Source organism: Streptomyces sp. NTD107, assembly GCF_059510435.1.
Genome location: NZ_JCAJZV010000009.1, coordinates 218,569 through 235,286, shown reverse-complemented (window position 1 = coordinate 235,286; position 16,718 = coordinate 218,569). Strand labels below are relative to the sequence as shown.

14 protein-coding genes are annotated in these 16,718 nt (G+C 73.3%); 8 read left to right on the top strand and 6 right to left on the bottom strand.

Annotation, left to right across the window (positions count from 1 at the left end; translation table 11 throughout):
- The first annotated feature begins 9 nt into the window (after nucleotides 1–9).
- The 5 genes from AC5WRL_RS19855 to AC5WRL_RS19835 are packed head-to-tail and all read left to right on the top strand — an operon-like array spanning nucleotide 10 to nucleotide 5,483.
- Complete coding sequence (locus tag AC5WRL_RS19855) at nucleotides 10–546, top strand: DoxX family protein (protein WP_496089952.1); 537 nt, start codon at nucleotides 10–12, stop codon at nucleotides 544–546.
- Nucleotides 543–1,952 carry an ergothioneine biosynthesis glutamate--cysteine ligase EgtA gene (egtA, locus tag AC5WRL_RS19850; protein WP_496089951.1) on the top strand — a complete coding sequence of 470 codons (1,410 nt, stop codon included), beginning with the start codon at nucleotides 543–545 and terminating at the stop codon, nucleotides 1,950–1,952. Before AC5WRL_RS19855 ends, egtA begins: the two co-directional genes overlap by 4 nt.
- The gene (egtB, locus tag AC5WRL_RS19845) at nucleotides 1,949–3,334 is read left to right on the top strand and encodes an ergothioneine biosynthesis protein EgtB (RefSeq protein ID WP_496089950.1); all 1,386 of its coding nucleotides are present in this window, start codon (nucleotides 1,949–1,951) and stop codon (nucleotides 3,332–3,334) included. The genes egtA and egtB overlap by 4 nt, the downstream gene beginning before the upstream one ends.
- Nucleotides 3,334–4,203, top strand: coding sequence for an ergothioneine biosynthesis protein EgtC (gene egtC, locus AC5WRL_RS19840; protein ID WP_496089949.1), 870 nt, complete (start codon nucleotides 3,334–3,336; stop codon nucleotides 4,201–4,203). Before egtB ends, egtC begins: the two co-directional genes overlap by 1 nt.
- A complete protein-coding gene (locus tag AC5WRL_RS19835; protein ID WP_496089948.1) occupies nucleotides 4,200–5,483 on the top strand; it encodes an L-histidine N(alpha)-methyltransferase in 1,284 nt (427 codons plus the stop codon). The genes egtC and AC5WRL_RS19835 overlap by 4 nt, the downstream gene beginning before the upstream one ends.
- Here AC5WRL_RS19835 and AC5WRL_RS19830 read toward each other — a convergent pair.
- The 4 genes from AC5WRL_RS19830 to AC5WRL_RS19815 form a co-directional block, all read right to left on the bottom strand.
- Nucleotides 5,443–6,384, bottom strand: coding sequence for a DUF3152 domain-containing protein (locus AC5WRL_RS19830; protein WP_496089947.1), 942 nt, complete (start codon nucleotides 6,382–6,384; stop codon nucleotides 5,443–5,445). The genes AC5WRL_RS19835 and AC5WRL_RS19830 overlap by 41 nt on opposite strands.
- Nucleotides 6,385–6,455: 71 nt before the next feature.
- Nucleotides 6,456–7,337: a hypothetical protein gene (locus AC5WRL_RS19825; protein ID WP_496089946.1), complete on the bottom strand. Its 882-nt coding sequence runs from the start codon at nucleotides 7,335–7,337 to the stop codon at nucleotides 6,456–6,458.
- Nucleotides 7,334–7,885, bottom strand: coding sequence for an RNA polymerase sigma factor (locus AC5WRL_RS19820; RefSeq protein ID WP_496089945.1), 552 nt, complete (start codon nucleotides 7,883–7,885; stop codon nucleotides 7,334–7,336). The genes AC5WRL_RS19825 and AC5WRL_RS19820 overlap by 4 nt, the downstream gene beginning before the upstream one ends.
- A 156-nt stretch (nucleotides 7,886–8,041) precedes the next feature.
- Nucleotides 8,042–9,064 carry an NAD-dependent epimerase/dehydratase family protein gene (locus AC5WRL_RS19815; protein WP_496089968.1) on the bottom strand — a complete coding sequence of 341 codons (1,023 nt, stop codon included), beginning with the start codon at nucleotides 9,062–9,064 and terminating at the stop codon, nucleotides 8,042–8,044.
- Between the two features lie 311 nt (nucleotides 9,065–9,375).
- Here AC5WRL_RS19815 and AC5WRL_RS19810 point away from each other — a divergent pair, with 311 nt between their 5' ends.
- The 3 genes from AC5WRL_RS19810 to AC5WRL_RS19800 all read left to right on the top strand — a co-directional run bounded on the left by AC5WRL_RS19810 (nucleotide 9,376) and on the right by AC5WRL_RS19800 (nucleotide 13,743).
- Entirely contained in the window at nucleotides 9,376–10,254 is an 879-nt protein-coding gene (locus AC5WRL_RS19810) for a helix-turn-helix domain-containing protein (RefSeq protein WP_496089944.1), read from the top strand.
- Between the two features lie 41 nt (nucleotides 10,255–10,295).
- Nucleotides 10,296–12,308, top strand: coding sequence for a glycoside hydrolase family 31 protein (locus AC5WRL_RS19805; RefSeq protein ID WP_496089943.1), 2,013 nt, complete (start codon nucleotides 10,296–10,298; stop codon nucleotides 12,306–12,308).
- A 235-nt stretch (nucleotides 12,309–12,543) separates the two neighbouring features.
- Nucleotides 12,544–13,743 (top strand): cytochrome P450, encoded by a 1,200-nt coding sequence (locus AC5WRL_RS19800; RefSeq protein WP_496089942.1) that lies wholly within the window; start codon nucleotides 12,544–12,546, stop codon nucleotides 13,741–13,743.
- Nucleotides 13,744–13,824: 81 nt separating this feature from the next.
- Here the strand turns inward: AC5WRL_RS19800 and AC5WRL_RS19795 are convergent, their stop codons facing one another.
- A complete protein-coding gene (locus tag AC5WRL_RS19795; protein ID WP_496089941.1) occupies nucleotides 13,825–14,889 on the bottom strand; it encodes an MDR family NADP-dependent oxidoreductase in 1,065 nt (354 codons plus the stop codon).
- Nucleotides 14,889–16,685, bottom strand: a complete 1,797-nt coding sequence (locus tag AC5WRL_RS19790; RefSeq protein ID WP_496089940.1) for a phytoene desaturase family protein — start codon at nucleotides 16,683–16,685, stop codon at nucleotides 14,889–14,891. The genes AC5WRL_RS19795 and AC5WRL_RS19790 overlap by 1 nt, the downstream gene beginning before the upstream one ends.
- Between the last annotated feature and the right edge of the window lie 33 nt (nucleotides 16,686–16,718).

Genomic DNA, 16,718 nt, shown 5'->3' with positions numbered 1-16,718 from the left:
GGAGTGGGCATGGGCCTTTCGCGGCGGCAAGATGCCGGGCTGCTGGTGCTGCGGCTCGGGGCCGGTGGGGTGCTCTTCGCGCACGGGGCCCAGATCCTGTTCGGGTGGTTCGGCGGCCCCGGTCTTGCCGCCAGTTCGGTCGGAATGGAGCGGATGGGGTTCCGCCCCGGCCGCCCCAGCGCGCTCGCTGCCGGCGGCGGCCAGGTGGCGGCCGGCGCGCTGCTCGCGGCCGGTCTCGCCACCCCCGTCGCCGGGGCCGTGGCCGCCGGAGCCATGGCCGGGGCGGTGGCCGTGCACGCGCCGGCCGGGTTCTTCGCGCTCTCCGGCGGCTACGAGTTCCCCGCCTTCCTCGGCTGGGCCGGCGCCGCGCTCGGCATCGCGGGCCCCGGCCGGTACTCCGCCGACCGGCTCACCGGCCACCGCCTCAACCGGCCCGCGCTGGCCCGCCTCGCCTTCCTCGGCACCGCCGTCGCCACCTGCGCCGTGCTCCGGCGCCGCGCCGCCGACCTTCACCGCGATCACGAGCACGAGGAGCAGACCCCATGACGACCGCACCCGCCGCCGTCCCGATCCGGGAGGCCGACGCCGAGGCACACATCGGCGGTGCCTGCTTCATCACCGGCCCGCCCGGCCGGGTCGGCGTCGAACTGGAGTGGCTGGTCCACGACCGTACCGACCCGCGCCGGGTGGTCCCCGCCCGCCGGGTCGATGCCGCGCTCGCCGCGCTGGAGGCGCCCGGCGCGCCCGGGCTGCCCGGTGGCAGCCGGCTCACCCGCGAGCCCGGCGGCCAGGTCGAGCTGAGCACCCCGCCCGCCCCCTCCCTCGCCGAGGCGGTACGCGCCACCGCCACCGATCTGAGCGTGCTGCGCGCCGCCCTGGCCGGCGAGGGCCTGATCACCGGCGGTCTTGGCCTGGAGCCGTTTCGCGACCCGGCGCGCGTCCTGCACGAGCCCCGCTACGGCGCGATGGAGTCCTACTTCGACCGGGTGGGCCCGTGGGGCCGGCTGATGATGCGGGCCACCGCCTCCGTACAGATCAATCTCGACGCGGGCGACGACTCCGCCGGCCCCACCGGCTACCGCTACCGCTGGCGGCTCGCGCACCGGCTCGGCCCGGTGCTGCTCGCCGCGTTCGCCAACTCCCCGGTGTGGCGCGGGCGCCGCACCGGCTGGGTGTCCACCCGGCAGGCGGTGTGGGCCCGGATGGACCCGACCCGCACCCGTCCGCCGGACGCCGACCACCTCGACCCGGACGCCGACCCCCGTGCCGCCTGGTCGCGGTACGCCCTGGACGCGCAGCTGATGTGCGTACGCCGTACTCCGCCCGCCGGCTGGGACGCGCCGCGCGGGGTGACCTTCCGGTCCTGGCTGCGCGGCGCCCTCGGCGAGCACCGGCCGCAGCTGTCCGACCTCGACTACCACCTCAGTACCCTCTTCCCGCCGATCCGGCCGCGCGGCTGGCTCGAACTGCGCATGGTGGATGCCCAGAGCGGCGACCGCTGGGCGGTGCCGCTCGCCCTGGCCGCCGTGCTGATGGACGACCCGGTGGCCGCCGAGGCCGCGTACGCCGCCACCGAGCCGCTGACCGGTGGCCGCCCGCATCCGCCGGCCGCCGTGTGGCTGCGCGCCGCGCAGCGCGGCCCCGCCGATCCCGAGCTGGGCCGGGCGGTACGTGCCTGTTTCGCCGCCGCCGACAGCGCGCTGGCCCGCGATCCGCAGGCCGCCGGAGTTCGCCGGGTGGTGGCCGACTTCGCCGACCGCTACCCCGAGCGCGGGCGCTGTCCCGCCGACGACCAGTCGCACCCCGACCGGCCGGCCGGCGCCCACCCGCCCGGCGCGCACCCCCATCGCCCGCTCCCGCACCGCCCGCACCCGCACGTCCACCGGCACCACACCACCCACCAGGCCGACCGGCCGGCGGACCCGCCCATCGAGGGGAAGTTCCGGCCGTGAGCGAGTACACCCTGCCCCGCGACCGCTCGCAGCTCGCCGATGTCCTCGCCCCGCAGGCCGTCCTCGACGCCGCCCGGCGCCGTACCCTCGCGCTCACCGACTGCCTCGGCGACGACGAACTGATGGCCCAGCACTCCCCGCTGATGTCCCCGCTGGGCTGGGATCTGGCGCACATCGGCAACCAGGAGGAGATCTGGCTGGTCCGCCGGGCCGGCGGCCGGCCGGCGCTGCGGCCCGAGCTGGATGACCTGTACGACGCCTTCCGGCATCCGCGCGCCGACCGCCCCGCGCTGCCGCTGCTCCGCCCCGACCGGGCCCGCCGCTATCTGGCCGAGGTCCGCGAGGCGGCCCTGGAAGTACTGGACGCCACCCCCCGGCACGGCGCGGACCTGGATCCGCTCCTCCAGTGCGGCTTCGTCTTCGGCATGATCGCCCAGCACGAGCAGCAGCACGACGAGACCATGCTCGCCACCCACCAGCTGCGCTCCGGCCCGCCCGTCCTGGACGCTCCCCCGCCGCCGCCCGCCCCGGCGGACGCCGCCACGCTGCCGGCCGAGGTCCTGGTGCCGGGCGGCCCGTTCACCATGGGCACCAGCACCGACCCGTGGGCCCTGGACAACGAACGCCCCGCCCACACCGTGGAAGTCCCGCCGTTCTGGCTCGACACCGTGCCCGTGACCAACGCCGCCTATCAGCACTTCATCGAGGACGGCGGCTACCGCGAACCCCGCTGGTGGCACCCGGCCGGCTGGGAACACCGGCAGCGCGAGGACCTGACGGCGCCCCGGTTCTGGCGGCGGGACGGGGACACCGGCCCCTGGTACCGGCGCCGGTTCGGCCGCATCGAGCCGGTGCCGCCCGAGCAGCCGGTGCTGCATGTGTGCTGGTACGAGGCCGACGCGTACGCCCGCTGGGCCGGCCGCCGGCTGCCCACCGAGGCGGAGTGGGAGAAGGCCGCCCGGCACGATCCGGACACCGGGCGCGCCACCCGCTACCCGTGGGGTGACGACGGCCCCGAGCCCGAACAGGCCGGGCTCGGCCAGCGCCATCTCCAGCCCGCCCCGGCCGGCTCCTACCCGGCCGGAGCCGCCCCCAGCGGCGCCCGCCAGCTGCTGGGCGACGTATGGGAGTGGACCGCCTCCGACTTCACCCCCTACCCGGGCTTCACCGCCTTCCCCTACCGCGAGTACAGCGAGGTCTTCTTCCCCGCCCCCGGCGCCGGGAGCGCGTACAAGGTGCTGCGCGGCGGCTCCTTCGCCACCGACCCGGTGGCCTGCCGCGGCACCTTCCGCAACTGGGACCACCCCATCCGGCGGCAGATCTTCGCCGGCTTCCGCACCTGCCGCGACGCCGACGCCGCCGCCGACGAGGGGAGACCCTGATGTGCCGTCATCTCGCCTACCTGGGGAATGCCCCGATCTCGCTGGCCGAACTGCTCACGGCCCCGCCCGGCAGCCTGTACGAGCAGTCCTGGGCGCCGCGCAAGCAGCTGCACGGCACGGTCAACGCCGACGGCTTCGGCATCGGCTGGTACCCGGGGGACCCGTACGAGGGCGCCGAGCCGGCCCGCTACCGGCGCGCCCTGCCGATCTGGAACGACCGCAACCTCCCCGAACTCACAGCCGCCATCGCCTCCACCGCCGTGCTGGCCGCCGTACGTTCCGCCACCCCGGGCAGCAGCCCCGACGAGGCGGTCACCGCCCCGTACCGCGCGGGCCGCTGGCTGTTCTCCCACAACGGCGCGATCGACGCCTGGGAGCGCCTGCCCGACGATCTCGGCGCCGCCGCCGGCGCGATCGGCACCGCCGATCTGCTGGCCGGCGCCGGGCGCTGCGACTCGGCGCTGCTGTGGACGCTGCTGGGGCGCCGGCTGACCGCCGGCCGGCCTCCGGTGGAGGCGGTGGCCCAGCTGGTGAGCGCCGTCGCCGCGGTTCGCCCCACCGCCCGGCTGAACCTGCTGCTCACCGACGGGGACACCGTCATCGCCACCCGGCACGGCGATTCCCTGTGGTACGCGCAGACCCCGGGCCGGGTGCTGGTCGCCTCCGAACCCACCCCCGGCCTGACCAGCGGGGGAGCGGCCGACTGGCGGGAGATCCCGGAGGGCTCGCTGGTGCTGGCCACCCGCTCGGGGGTACGCAGCGCCCCGCTGCCGCCCCGGCCCGCCCGGGGCCGGGCGGGGGCCGCCGCCCGGCCGTACCGCGCCCCGGGACCAGAACCGATCCTCACTGTGGAAGGGACCAAGCCGTGATGGACACCCCCCGCTTCACCCTGGAGAACCTGCTGCCCGCCGACCACTGGGCCACCTCGCTGGCCGACGATGTACGGGGCGGGCTGTCCGGCACCCCCAAGATGCTGCCGCCGAAGTGGTTCTACGACGAACGCGGCAGCAAACTCTTCGACCGCATCACCCGGCTGCCCGAGTACTACCTCACCCGGGCCGAGCGGCAGATCCTGCGCGCGCATGCCGCCGAGATCGCGGAACTCACCGCGGCCCGCGTCCTGGTCGAACTGGGCTCGGGGTCCTCGCGCAAGACCCGGATGCTGGTCGACGCGCTCAGCGGGGTGGCCGCCGCCGGGCCCGCGGGCCCGCACCTGGGCACCGCCATGGATGTGGCCATGGGCCTGCCCAGGGCCATGGGTGGCAGGGGCGGCAAGAAACGCAAGAAGGCGATGGCCGCCGCGGAGGACGGCCGGGGCGCGGAGCCCGCCACCGGGGCCGGCACCGACACCATGACCGCCGACGCCCCGGCCGACGCCCCGGCGGACACGTCCGCCGACCCCGAACGGGCCGCCGCCGCGCAGGCGGGCCCGGCCACCACCCTCACCGAGACGGTGCCCGCCGGCACCCTGGAGCTCTACGCCCCCATCGACGTGAGCGAATCCGCCCTGGCCGAGGCGGGCGAGGCCCTGTGCCGGGACTACCCGGAGCTGCGGGTGCACGCCACCGTCGCCGACTTCGACACCGGCCTGGTGCTGCCCGACCTGCCGGGACCCCGGCTGATCGCCTTCCTCGGCAGCACCCTGGGCAACTTCGACCCGCGCCGCCGCGCCGCCTTCTACGCCGAACTGCGCGGGCTGCTGCGCCCGGACGACGCTCTGCTGCTCGGCGTGGACCTGGTCAAGGACCCGGCCATGATGCGCCGCGCCTACAACGACGAACAGGGCGTCACCGTGGAGTTCAACAAGAACGTGCTCCGCGTGCTCAACCGGGAGCTGGGGGCGGACTTCGACCTCAATGACTTCGACCACCGCGCCGTGTGGAACGAGGAGGAGGAGCGGATGGAGATGCGGCTGTGGTCCCGCTTCTCCCAGACGGTCAAGATCCCGGCGCTGGATCTGACCGTGGACTTCGGCCGGGGCGAGGAGACGCTGACGGAGATCTCCACCAAGTTCCGGCGGGTCACCCTCACCGAGGAACTGGTGGCGGCGGGCCTTGCGGTGGACCACTGGTGGACCGATCCGCAGGACCGCTTCGCCCTGCTGCTGGTCAGTTCTCCGGGTTCGGCCAGGGATTCGGCAGACAGCTGACGCCGGTGCCGGGGGTGGTCAGCGTCTTGGTCTGCTGCATCATGACCGGAGCCGGTGCCCCTTCGGTGGTGCAGTTGTGGTGGCCGTAGCCGAGCCGGTGCCCGACCTCGTGGTTGATCACCATCCGGCGGTAGCCACTGATGTCATCACCGAAGGTCTGCGAGCCCTGGGCGAACCGCCAGGCGTTGATCATCACCCGCTCGGTGAAGGCCACATCGCAGGACACGTTCTCCTGCCAGGTGTCCAGCCCCACCTTGGCGCACCACTGGGCGGTGGTCCCCGGGCTGGCCAGGGTGACCACGAAGTCCGGCGAGCCGGAGGAGACCCGGGCGAAGCCGCGCTGCCCGCCGTTGCCCCAGCTGCGCGGGTCGTTGAGGGTGCGGTGCACGACCTCGGCGAAGAACTCGGGATCGATGGGCAGACCCTCCTCCACATCCACCCGGTAGCGGTAGAACCGGTCCGCGTCCGGGTCGGCCGCCGGGTCGCTGCCCGGCACCGGGACCAGCTCACCCGACCCGGTCAGCTCCGGATCGAGCTCGATGACCGTCTCCAGCAGCTCCGCGTAGCCGGCCGGATCCCGGTCCGCTCCGTCGTCGATGTCCTGCTCCGCCTCCTCGACGTCCTCGGAGCCGTCCTGGGAGCCGGCCTCCTCGGGGCCGGTCGGCGCCGGCTCCGGCCCGGACCCGGATTCCCGCTCCGCCCGCGGCCCGCCGGCCCCCTGGGGACCGGGCCCGGCGGCCGACAGTTCGACGGCGGGGTCCCCGGTGCCGTTCTTCGCGGCGGGCTGCTCGGCCGGCAGCAGCCCCACGGACGGCCCGGTGAGCGCGAGGAGTATCACCACCGAGGCCGCCGAGGCGCCCAGGAACCAGCCGATGCGCAGTCTGCGCTGAGGGGATTTCATGGAGTATCCACCGTCATCATTCAACGATCCGTCACGGACTACTCTTCTTTGTCGACTGCCCGCTGGTAGCGCTATGCGATGAGAAGGCGGGCGATGTCATCCATTTGGACGGCGTTCACGGGCATCGGGACGTCGATATGTCCGACTGTCGTCACGGTCACTCTCCGGTAGTCATTGGCTCTTCGCTCGACGGTCCAGGTTTCGCCCGCCCCGGTCAGCAGTCCCGCCGTCCCTTCGGCGGCCCGGACCGGGCCGTCCTGCGTGCCGCCTTCCGGGACCGGGTCGGCCGCCCTGTCCGGCGGGTCGGCGAGTTCGGGGCCGCCTTCCGGGACGACGGGCCAGGACGGCGAACCCATCAGCTCACAGGTGTCGCCCCGCACCGGCGGCTCCGGGCACAGGAGCGGTTCCAGCGGCTCCTCGGCCGCGCTGTCGAACCACACCTCCAGCGTGAACTCCTCCCTGCCGTCGATGGTGACCGGCACCAGGAACCGCCAGGAGTACAGGCCCTTCTCCGGGTCCCGGTAGGCGCTGTGATCCGCGACGGCGCCGGGCACGAAGTCCCACCGGCCCTCCTCCAGCACCGACTCCAGCCGCTCGCGCAGATACCCGCCGGCCGCCGCGAACTCCCGCGAGTCGTACTCGACCGGACCCTCCTGCGACCAGGGGACGGGCACCGGCACCGAGCGGCTGGGCCCGGGGGTGGCCGAGTCCGGGACGGAGGCCGGCGGCGCCGGCGCGGGCAGTGGCGGGGACGGCGACAGCAGCGCCGGCAGCAGCGTGCCCGCCACCGCGATCACCGCGGTGGCCGCCACCGTGCCGATCAGGGTGCGCCGCCGCCGCTGCTCGCGGCGGGCCTGGCCCACCAGGGCATCCATGTCCAGCCGCAGCGGCGGCTCGTCACCCGTGGCGTCCGCCAGCATCCAGCGGATCTCCTCCTGATGTCGGTCCGTCATGACACCCGTCCAGGACGCAGGCCCGATATCGCCGGGGTGGCCGAGCCCAGCCCCAGGTGCCGGCGCAGCGAAGACAGCCCGCGCGCCGTCTGGCTCTTCACATTGCCCTCCGAACACCGGAGCACGGCGGCGGTGTCGGCGATCGACAGATCGTCGAAGAACCGCAGCACCAGCGTGGCCCGCTGCTTCGGCGGCAGCTGAAGCAGCGCCTGGCGCACCAGGGCCCGGGTGTGCATCCGGTCCGCGACCTCATCGGGACCGGACGCCGTGTCGATGACCTCCGGCACCATGCCGAAGCTCTGCTCCGAGCGGCGCCAGGGCTTGCGTTTCTCATCCAGCCAGGTGCGCAGCAGCACCCGCCGCACAAAACCCTGCAATTCGTCATGCCGCTCCAGCCGTGGCCAGGACCGGTACACCTTGATCAGCACGTTCTGCATCAGATCCTCCGCCAGATGCCAGTCCCCGCACAGCAGGTAGGCGATACGGCGCAGTGGGCCGGCCTCCTGTGCTGCGAATTCCCGGAAGTGTTGATCTTCGTGGCGGCGCATTCTGACCCCCCTTTCACCCCTCTCCACGGAGCGGCCCCCGAAAAGGTTGCATCGTTGGGCACGGTGAGTGAAGAAAGAGGGAGAAACGTAGCGGAGAGTGCGGGGTGGAGAGGGCGGGGCGGAGCGTTCGGGGTCCCGGCGCGGCGGCGGCGTCCGTCAGTCCTCGGTGCCGCCCAGCGCGGCCAGGACCGCCGCTTCCTTCTCCGGGGCGATGCCGTGCTGCGCCCGCCGCGGGTGTGCCACCGGGTGGCCGCCGGCGGTCAGCCAGGCCCAGGTGTCCATCACCGTCTCCGCCAGTGGCCGGCAGAGCAGCCCGGCCGCCTGCGCCGCGTCCGAGCGCACCTGCCAGCCACCCTCGATCGCCCGCCACAGCGGCAGTTCCGTCCACGGCCGCACCCCGTGCGCCAGCAGCGCCTCGCTCGGCACCCAGCGCAGCCGCGCCCGCCGCCCGGTGACGGTCACACAGTCGTGCAGCAGCCCGCCCATCGTCTCCCGCCCGATGGGGGCCACCACGTTGTACGCCCCGCCCACCGCGCCCCCGCCGGTACCACCGCCGGAGCCGGCACCGGCACCCGCGAGCCGCAGCGCGAAGGCGGCGACATCCCGTACGTCCACCGGCTGGATGGTCCGTCCCGGGTCGCCGGGTGCCAGCATCGGTCCGCCCCGCCGTGCCCGGTCCAGCCACCACGGCAGCCGGCCCACGTACTCGCCGGGCCCCAGGATCACCCCGGGCCGCAGCAGCACCGTGCGGTCCGCCCCGAAACACCCGCCCACCGCCCGCTCGGCAGCCGCCTTCCCCGGCCCGTAGCCGGTCTCCCCCGGCCCGTACAGCTCGGCCGACTCCGTGAGCGGTTCCGCCGGCCAGCCCCGGTAGGCGTTCACCGTCGAGACGAAGACATACCGTCCCGCCACCGGCTCCAGCGCCCGCGCGCCCGCCCGCACCACCTCCGGGTCGAGCTCGGCGGCCGAGGTGTCGATCACCGCGTCCCACGGCCCCTCGCTCGCCAGCCGCCGCAGATCGGCGACCAGCCCCCGGTCCCCGCGCACCGGCCGCACCCCCGGGGCATCCGCGCCGGACCGGCCGCGGTTGAAGGTGGTGACCTCCCACCCCCGCCGCAGCCCCTCGTCGACGATCGCCCGCCCGAGGAACCACGTCCCGCCCAGCACCAGTATCCGCATCCGCATGCGAGGCATCCTGCCGCAGCCGACGCGCCCCCCGTACGCCCGGGGTACGCCCCACCCCACCTGCGGCGATCCGCGGCCACCGGAAGCACCGGCGGCCGGCCCGCGCCCGGCCCGGAATACCCGGCACGGAATTCCGTGTGCGGCCACCCGCGCCGTATCCCGCTATCACACCTGAACTGCTGTTCCCGCCCGATTCGTTGGCGGAATTGCGCGGCCCCTCGGCATACTCCCGGAAGCACACACGGCGCGGAATCCGTACCGCGACCGCGATCGTCCGCCAGGGGCGCACCCCCCGAGGAGGCTGCATGGTCCGCACCATCGAGTCCGCGTCACCCGCCCTGTGCCGGCTGCACCTGAGCACCGAACTGCGCCGGCTGCGCGAGGAGTCCCGCCTGACCGCGGGCGAGGTCGCCCGCCGCTTCCACTGGGCGGCCTCCAAGATGACCCGGCTGGAAACCGGCAGCGACGGCGTCGTCAAGCCCACCGACGTCATGCTGCTGTGCCGCCTCTACGAGGCCGACACCGAGACCGCCGCCCGCCTGGAGAGCTACGCCGTCGTCACCAAGACCAAGCGCGACTGGTGGCAGTCCCCCGAATACCGCTCGGTGATCTCCCCCGGCTTCCAGGCGTACCTCGCCCTGGAGGCCAGCGCCGCCCAGCTGCACAGCTACCAGTCCGAGTACGTGCCCGGGCTGCTCCAGACCGAGGCGTACAGCCGCGCCGTCCACCAGCTGGGCCCGGCCGACCTCTCCGCCGACCACGTGGAACGCCTCACCGCCGTGCGCATGACCCGCAGCAAGGTACTGCGCGGCGAGGGCGCCCCCAAGCTCACCGCGATCGTCAACGAGGCCGTGCTGCGCCGCCCCGTCGGCGGCCCCGAGGTGATGCGCGGCCAGCTCGCCCACATCGCCGAGCTGGCCGCCGGCCAGCCGCACATCCGGGTCCTGGTGGTCCCCTTCAGCTCCGGCGCGCACGCCGGGATGAGCGGCCCGTTCGTGGTGATCCGCTTCCGCCAGCAGGGCATGCGTCCCATCGTCTATCTGGAGAACCTCGCCGGCTCCGGCATCACCCGCCGCCCCGACGACGTGGAGAAGTACGGGGACGCCTTCAACGATCTGCTCTCCAGCGCCCTCGACCAGCAGCAGTCGCTCCAGATGATCAAAGAGGCCGGCAACAGCCTCTGACCGGCGGTTTTCCGCCCCGCCGCCCCGGGTACCCGCGGCGGATGACCAGGCACAGCGACCCGTACGCAGCCGCCGGTCCGGAGGCGGACGGCCCGTATCTGCGGGTGACCCTCGCCTCCGGAACCACCGTCCGCATCGAGTGCACCGTGCCGCTCGACGGAGTGCTGCGGCTGCGGCTCGCCGACCGCCCCGCCCCGCGCCCGGACTCCCCGGTGCTGCTGGACGCCCCGCACCGCCCGGCCCGCCTGCACGCCACCGACCGCGGCGTGGAGATCACCGGTCCCGGGGTGGCCGCGTACTGGGAGCGGGGTGGCCGGCAGGGCTTCCACTTCGGCGCCTACCACCGCTTCAGCGAGCCGGAGGCGGCCATCGCGCCGTTCCGCTCCGGGTACCGGCCCGCCAGCCGGCACCGCCGCACCGCCTCCTGGGTGGAGACCATCCACCTCAACCCGGGCGCCGCCGTCTACGGCGGCGGCGAGAGCTACCAGGGCATCGACCTGCGCGGCCGGCGCCGCACACTGCGCAACACCGAGGAGAACCGGGCCGCCGGACGCGACACCGCCTACCTCAATGTGCCGCTGCTGTGGTCCGACGCCGGCTGGGGCCTGTTCGCGCACACCGGCGGGCCGGTCGACGCCGACATCGGCGCCACCCACTCCGAGGCGGCCCGGATCGAGATCGAGGGCGACGACCTCGACCTCTTCCTCATCAGCGGCGACGCCCCCACCATCCTGGACCGCTACCTCACCCTCACCGGCCGCCCGCACCCGCTGCCCGACTGGGCGTTCGGGGTGTGGATGAGCCGTTCCTCCTACTTCACCGCCGACGAGATGGTCCGCACCGTGGACGAACTCCAGGCCGCCGGCTGCCCGGTGGACGTGATCCACGTCGACGAGTGGCTGGCCGGCAATGTGCTGGAGGCCGCCGCCTGGACGTACGGGCCCGACCGCCGCCGCTTCCCGAAGGACTGGGCCCGGCCACTGGCCCAGCGCGGGGTACGCACCAGCCTGTGGATCAACCCGTACGTCACCCGGGGCACCCCGCTCGCCGACGAGCTGACCCGGCGCGGCTATCTCGTCCTCGACCCGAACGGCGCCCCGGCGTCCACCGCCGACAACCAGGACTCCCTGGTCGTCGACTTCACCCACCCGCAGGCCCGCGAATGGTGGTGCGAACGCCTGGCCGCCACCCTGCGCGAGGAACACAACAGCGCCGTGCTCGCCGACTTCGGCGAGGAGATCCCCTTCGACGCGGTCTTCGCCGACGGCAGCCGGGGCGCGCAGCGCCGCAACTCCTTCGCGCTGATCTACCAGGAGGTGGTGCGCGAGGCCGGGCTGCGCGCCCGGGCCGGGGACTTCACCGCCATCGCCCGCTCCGGCACCGCCGGATCGCAGCGCAACCCGGCGCACTGGGCCGGGGACATGCCCTCCAGCTGGAGCGGCCTGGCGGCCACATTGCGCGCCGTGCTGTCGATGGCGCTCAGCGGCTGCTCCGTGGTGACCTATGACGCCGGCGGCTACTACACCCCCGAGTCCTACGAGCTGGCCTCCGTGGTGCGCGAGAAGATGACGCCCGACGCCGTACCGGCCGATGTGGAGCCCGAGTTGTACGGGCGGTGGGCGCAGTGGGCGGCGTTCTCGCCGATCATGCGGTTCCACGGGATGGGCCGCCGGGAGCCGACCGCCTACCCGGAGCCCGCCCGGTCCGCCGCCATCGCGGCGTGCCGGCTGCGGAGCCGGCTGGCCCCGTACGTCGCGGCCTGCGCCGCCACCGCCACCACCGAGGGCGGCCCGCCGCTGATCCGGCCGATGCCGCTCGCCTTCCCCGAGGACCGCTGCGCGCGCGACGCCCAGTTGCAGTATCTGCTGGGGCCCGATGTGCTGGTGGCGCCGCTGCTGGAGCCGGGCGGGCGCCGCGACCTGTATGTGCCGCCGGGGGAGTGGCGGCAACTGCTCGGCGGGGGCACCGTCACCGGGCCCGGCTGGCGGGAGGTGCGGTGCGCGCCCGAGGAGTTCCCGGGGTACGTGCGCGCCGGGCGTGAAATCGGACAGTGAAGCCCCGGCGCACGTAACACAATGTACTCGCGCGCTCGCTCTTTGGAGTGATCTTGATCGTCCGGGACCCCGGCGGCGGGGCCCCGGGCCGCATGCTGAAGAAGGCGTGTGCCGCCCCGGCGCCCGGCCGGCCCCGTCGTCCCACGGACCCCGGCCCCCTCCAGCTCCCCCTCCGCCACCGCGCCGGCGGCACGCGCCGCACCATGTCCCAGCCACGAAAGGCGACAGCACCCCCATGCCCGGACAGCAGCATCAGCAGGATCTGCTCACCTTCCCCTTCAAATCCACGGGCCTTGACTTCCCTCCCGTCTACCACGAGCTGTACGAGCGCCAGCTCACCAAGGTCCGGCTGCCGTACGGCGACGACGCCTATCTCGCCATCCGGTACGCCGATGTGAAGACCGTGCTGTCCGACCCCCGGTTCTCGATCGTCGCCTCCCTCGGCCAGGACCAGCCGCGCACCCGGGCCGGCGCCCGCGTCGGCAACGGCCTGTTCTCCATGGACCCGCCCCAGCACTCCCGGCTGCGCTCCGTGCTGGGCCGGGACTTCACCCCGCGCCGGGTGGAGAAGCTGCGCGCCCGGGTGCGGGAGCTGACCGACCAGGGCCTGGACCGGCTGGCCGCCGCCGGATCGCCCGCCGACCTCGTCACCCACCTCGCGGTCCCCATGCCCACCAGCGTGGTCTGCGAAATGATGGGCGTGCCCGCACAGGACCACCACCTGTTCTGGGGCTGGGCCGAGACCATCCTGTCCAACGAGACCCGACCCGCCGATCTCATCAAGCGGTTCGAGGACTTCACCGCTTACATGGGCGCCATCGTCGCCGAGCGGCGCCGCCATCCCACCGACGACATGCTGGGCATGCTGGTGCGGGCCTGCGACGAGGAGGACCGCATCAGCGAGGCGGAGGTGCACGCGCTCGCCGCCGACCTGCTGAGCGCCGGGTTCGTCTCCACCGCCCACCAGATCGCCAACTTCACCGCCACCCTGCTGATCCACCCCGAAGGGCTCCGGCCACTGGCCGACAAGCCCGAGCTGATCCCCGACGCGGTCGAGGAACTCATGCGGCTGGTGCCCATCCTCTCCGGCTTCTCCTTCCCCCGCTACGCCACCGAGGACGTGGAGCTGAGCGGCGTCACCGTCCGGCGGGGCGAGGCCGTCATCCCGGTGATCGCCGCCGCCAACCGCGACCCCGACGTCTACCCGGACGCCGGGCGCCTGGACATCGAGCGGGGCGGCGCCGCGCAGCTGGGTTTCGGACACGGCCCGCACTTCTGCATCGGCGCCCATCTCGCCCGGATCGAACTCCAGGTGGTGCTGGAGGCGCTCTCCCAGCGCTTCCCCGACCTGCGACTCGCCGTCCGTGAGGACGAGTTCAAGTGGAAGGAAGGCCACTTCATGAACGGGCTGCACGAACTGCCCGTCGCCTGGTGAGCGACCACCCAGCCCTACGCCGGCGGCCCCCGCCCCCCTGCACCCGGGGAGCGGGGGCCGCCGTACGCGCCGGGACCGCCGCTACAACTCCACCAGCACCTTCCCCCGGTTGCCCTCCTGCCCCGAGTACAGCGAGCGGTACGCCCCCGGCAGCGCGTCGAAGCCCCGGTGGATCGTCTGGTGGTAGCTCAGCTCACCCTTGCGGATCAGCCCGCCCACCTCCGCGTGCAGCGCGTCGAGCATCTCCTCCGTGTACCACTCTTCGGCGAAGATCCCCCGGATCGTGGTGCGCGGGAACATGATGTACGGCAGCAGCCGCGGCCCCGTCCAGTCGCCGTTGACCGTGGTGGACCACTGCCAGCACACCGCCACCTGGGAGTGCGTGTTGAGCATCGTGAACACCGCGTCCGTCACGGTGCCGCCCAGATTGTCGAAGTACTTGTCCACCCCGTCCGGCGCCGCCACCGCCAGCGCCCCGCGCACCGCGTCCAGGTCGTCGCCCTGCCGGTAGTGCACCACGGCGTCGAAGCCCAGCTCCGTCAGATAGGCCGCCTTCCCCGGCGAGGAGGTGGTGCCCACCACCCGGGCCCCGGCCCGCTTCGCCAGCTGCCCCACCAGGGTGCCCACCGTCCCGGACGCCCCGCTGATCACCACCGTGTCACCGGGCCGCACCGTCAGAAACGTCTTGAGCGCGCCGAACGCCGTGATCCCCGGCGTCCCCATCACACCCAGGGCCGTGGACAGCGGCAGCTCCGCGTCGTACCGCCGCGGATCGAGCTTCCGGAACGGCGGCAGCTCCACCGGGAACTCGCCGTCCTCGTCGTCCCATCCGCTCGGGCCGCCGGTGGACACCAGATGGCTGCACCAGCCGCCGTACCCCTGGAGCAGATCGCCGACCCGGAAGCGGGCGCGCGGCCCGGCCTCGATCACCTCCATGATGGTGTCCCCGCGCACCGTGTCCCCGATCGGGGTCTGGAGCGAGAGCCCCACCAGATACGGGTCCACCGACACATAGCGGGTCCGCAGCAGCATCTGATCCTCCGCCAGCGCGGCGGTATCCAGCTCCTCGGTCACCTTCCGGTAGATCCGGTCGGTGTCCGGAACCCCCGGGACATGCTCGGCGATCACCCATTTGTGTACCTGCACTACACACTCCTCGATGATGTGACGGTGTTGGTGGCACCGGCGGCGGGAACGGCCTGGGCGGGAAACCCGGCCGACAGATCCGGCGCGCCCGGCTGCTTGCCCACCGGGATGTGGACCTGGGTGGGCAACGGCGCGCTCTCGTCGATGCCCGCCGTGAACTCCCGCCCGTCGTCCCGGCAGATGACCTGGGTGACCTGCCGCCCCGAGGCCACCGCCCGGATCAGCCCGCCGACCGTGACCCACACCCCGGCCAGATAGAAGTTGTCCAGCCCCGGCAGCACCGGGCCGTTCTTGTTGATCTCCTGCTCCACGGTCTCGCCGCCGTCCACGAACGGCTGCCAGCCGGGGAACCCCCCGTTGTAGGTGCCCGTGTACCGCACCTGGGTCAGCGGCGTGGAGACATCACGCACCTTGACGGCGTCCTTGATGCCGGGGAACCGCTCCTCCAGGAAGTTCTCGATGGTGATCCGGGCCCGCCGCTTGGCCTGGGTGTACTCCTTGCCGTGCCGCACCGGCAGGGTGTGCAGCACCTGCCCGCGCCGCACCCGGTCGGCCTGCTCCGGCGCCCCGTTGCGCAGCTCCCGCCAGGGCGCCGCCTCCGAGAAGTACGTCGCGAAGACGACCGTGGTCTCCTCGGGCGACAGCTCCGGGTAGTGGCAGCTGCGGAACTGCACATTCATGCTGGGATGCCGCATGCCGGTGAGCTTCGCCGCCATGCCCTCCTCCAGCAGATACGTGGTGCACGGCTCGCCCTCCGGGAACGGCCGGCGCAGCCCGAGGAACAGCGACACATAGCCGGGGGAGAGGGTGCCCACCTCGTCGATCGTCTCGGTGAGCAGCTTGCGCCAGGTGTCGTTCAGATACCGGCCGCCGAGCATGTCCATCGCGGTGGTGTGCACATCGGCCGCCGACACCACGATGTCCGCGCGGAACTCCCGGCCGTCGCTCAGCCGCACCCCCACCGCCTTGTCGTGCTCGACGAGGATCTTCACCACCTTGGCGTTGTAGGTGATCTCCCCGCCCAGCTCCCGGTAGCGCCGCTCCACCGAGCGCGCCAGACCCAGCGAGCCGCCCTCCGGCACCCCCGCCGAACCGTTGGCGTGCGAGGCCAGCTGGAACCAGAACGGCAGCACCGGGAAGTCGGCGTGCTTCTCGTACAGCACGTAGTTGAACGCCTCGCGCAGCACCGGATGCCGGAACTTGGCGGCATAGTCCGTCATCAGCTCGGTGATGGACTTGCGGATGGCGTTGAAGTACGGCAGGAACGACGCCAGCATCCGCCACCGCTCCCACCGCCCCATCAGCCCCACCGGCTTGAGGAACGGATAGACCGCGAGGGCCTTCTGAAAGGTGCGCACCCCGTCGCAGAAGTTCTTGATGCGGCGGGCGTCGGCCGGCGAGATCTCCAGCAGATGCGCCTGGAGCCGGTCCGGGTCGGAGTAGAAGTACACCGGCTGGCCGCCGCGCACCCGCACGATGTTGAAGACGTCGAACTGCCGCATCTCCTTGCCCTGCAACGCCCCCAGCTCCAGCCAGATCTGGTGCATCTCGTTGCCGGGCCCGCTGCCCAGCAGCCAGCTGACGCACCAGTCGAAGGTGAAGTCCCCGCGCTCCCAGGCGGTGCAGGAACCGCCCGGGATCTCGTGCATCTCGAAGATCCGCGACGCGTAGCCGTTCATCTGCGCGTAGCAGCCGGTGGACAGGCCGCCGAGGCCGCCGCCGATGACGATCATCGACTGCCTGCCCGGCCGGCCCGCAAGGGAATGTGGGGTGGGGTTGGGGGTGGGGGATGACATGGCGCTGTTCTCCTTGGTGTCGACCGCCGGTTG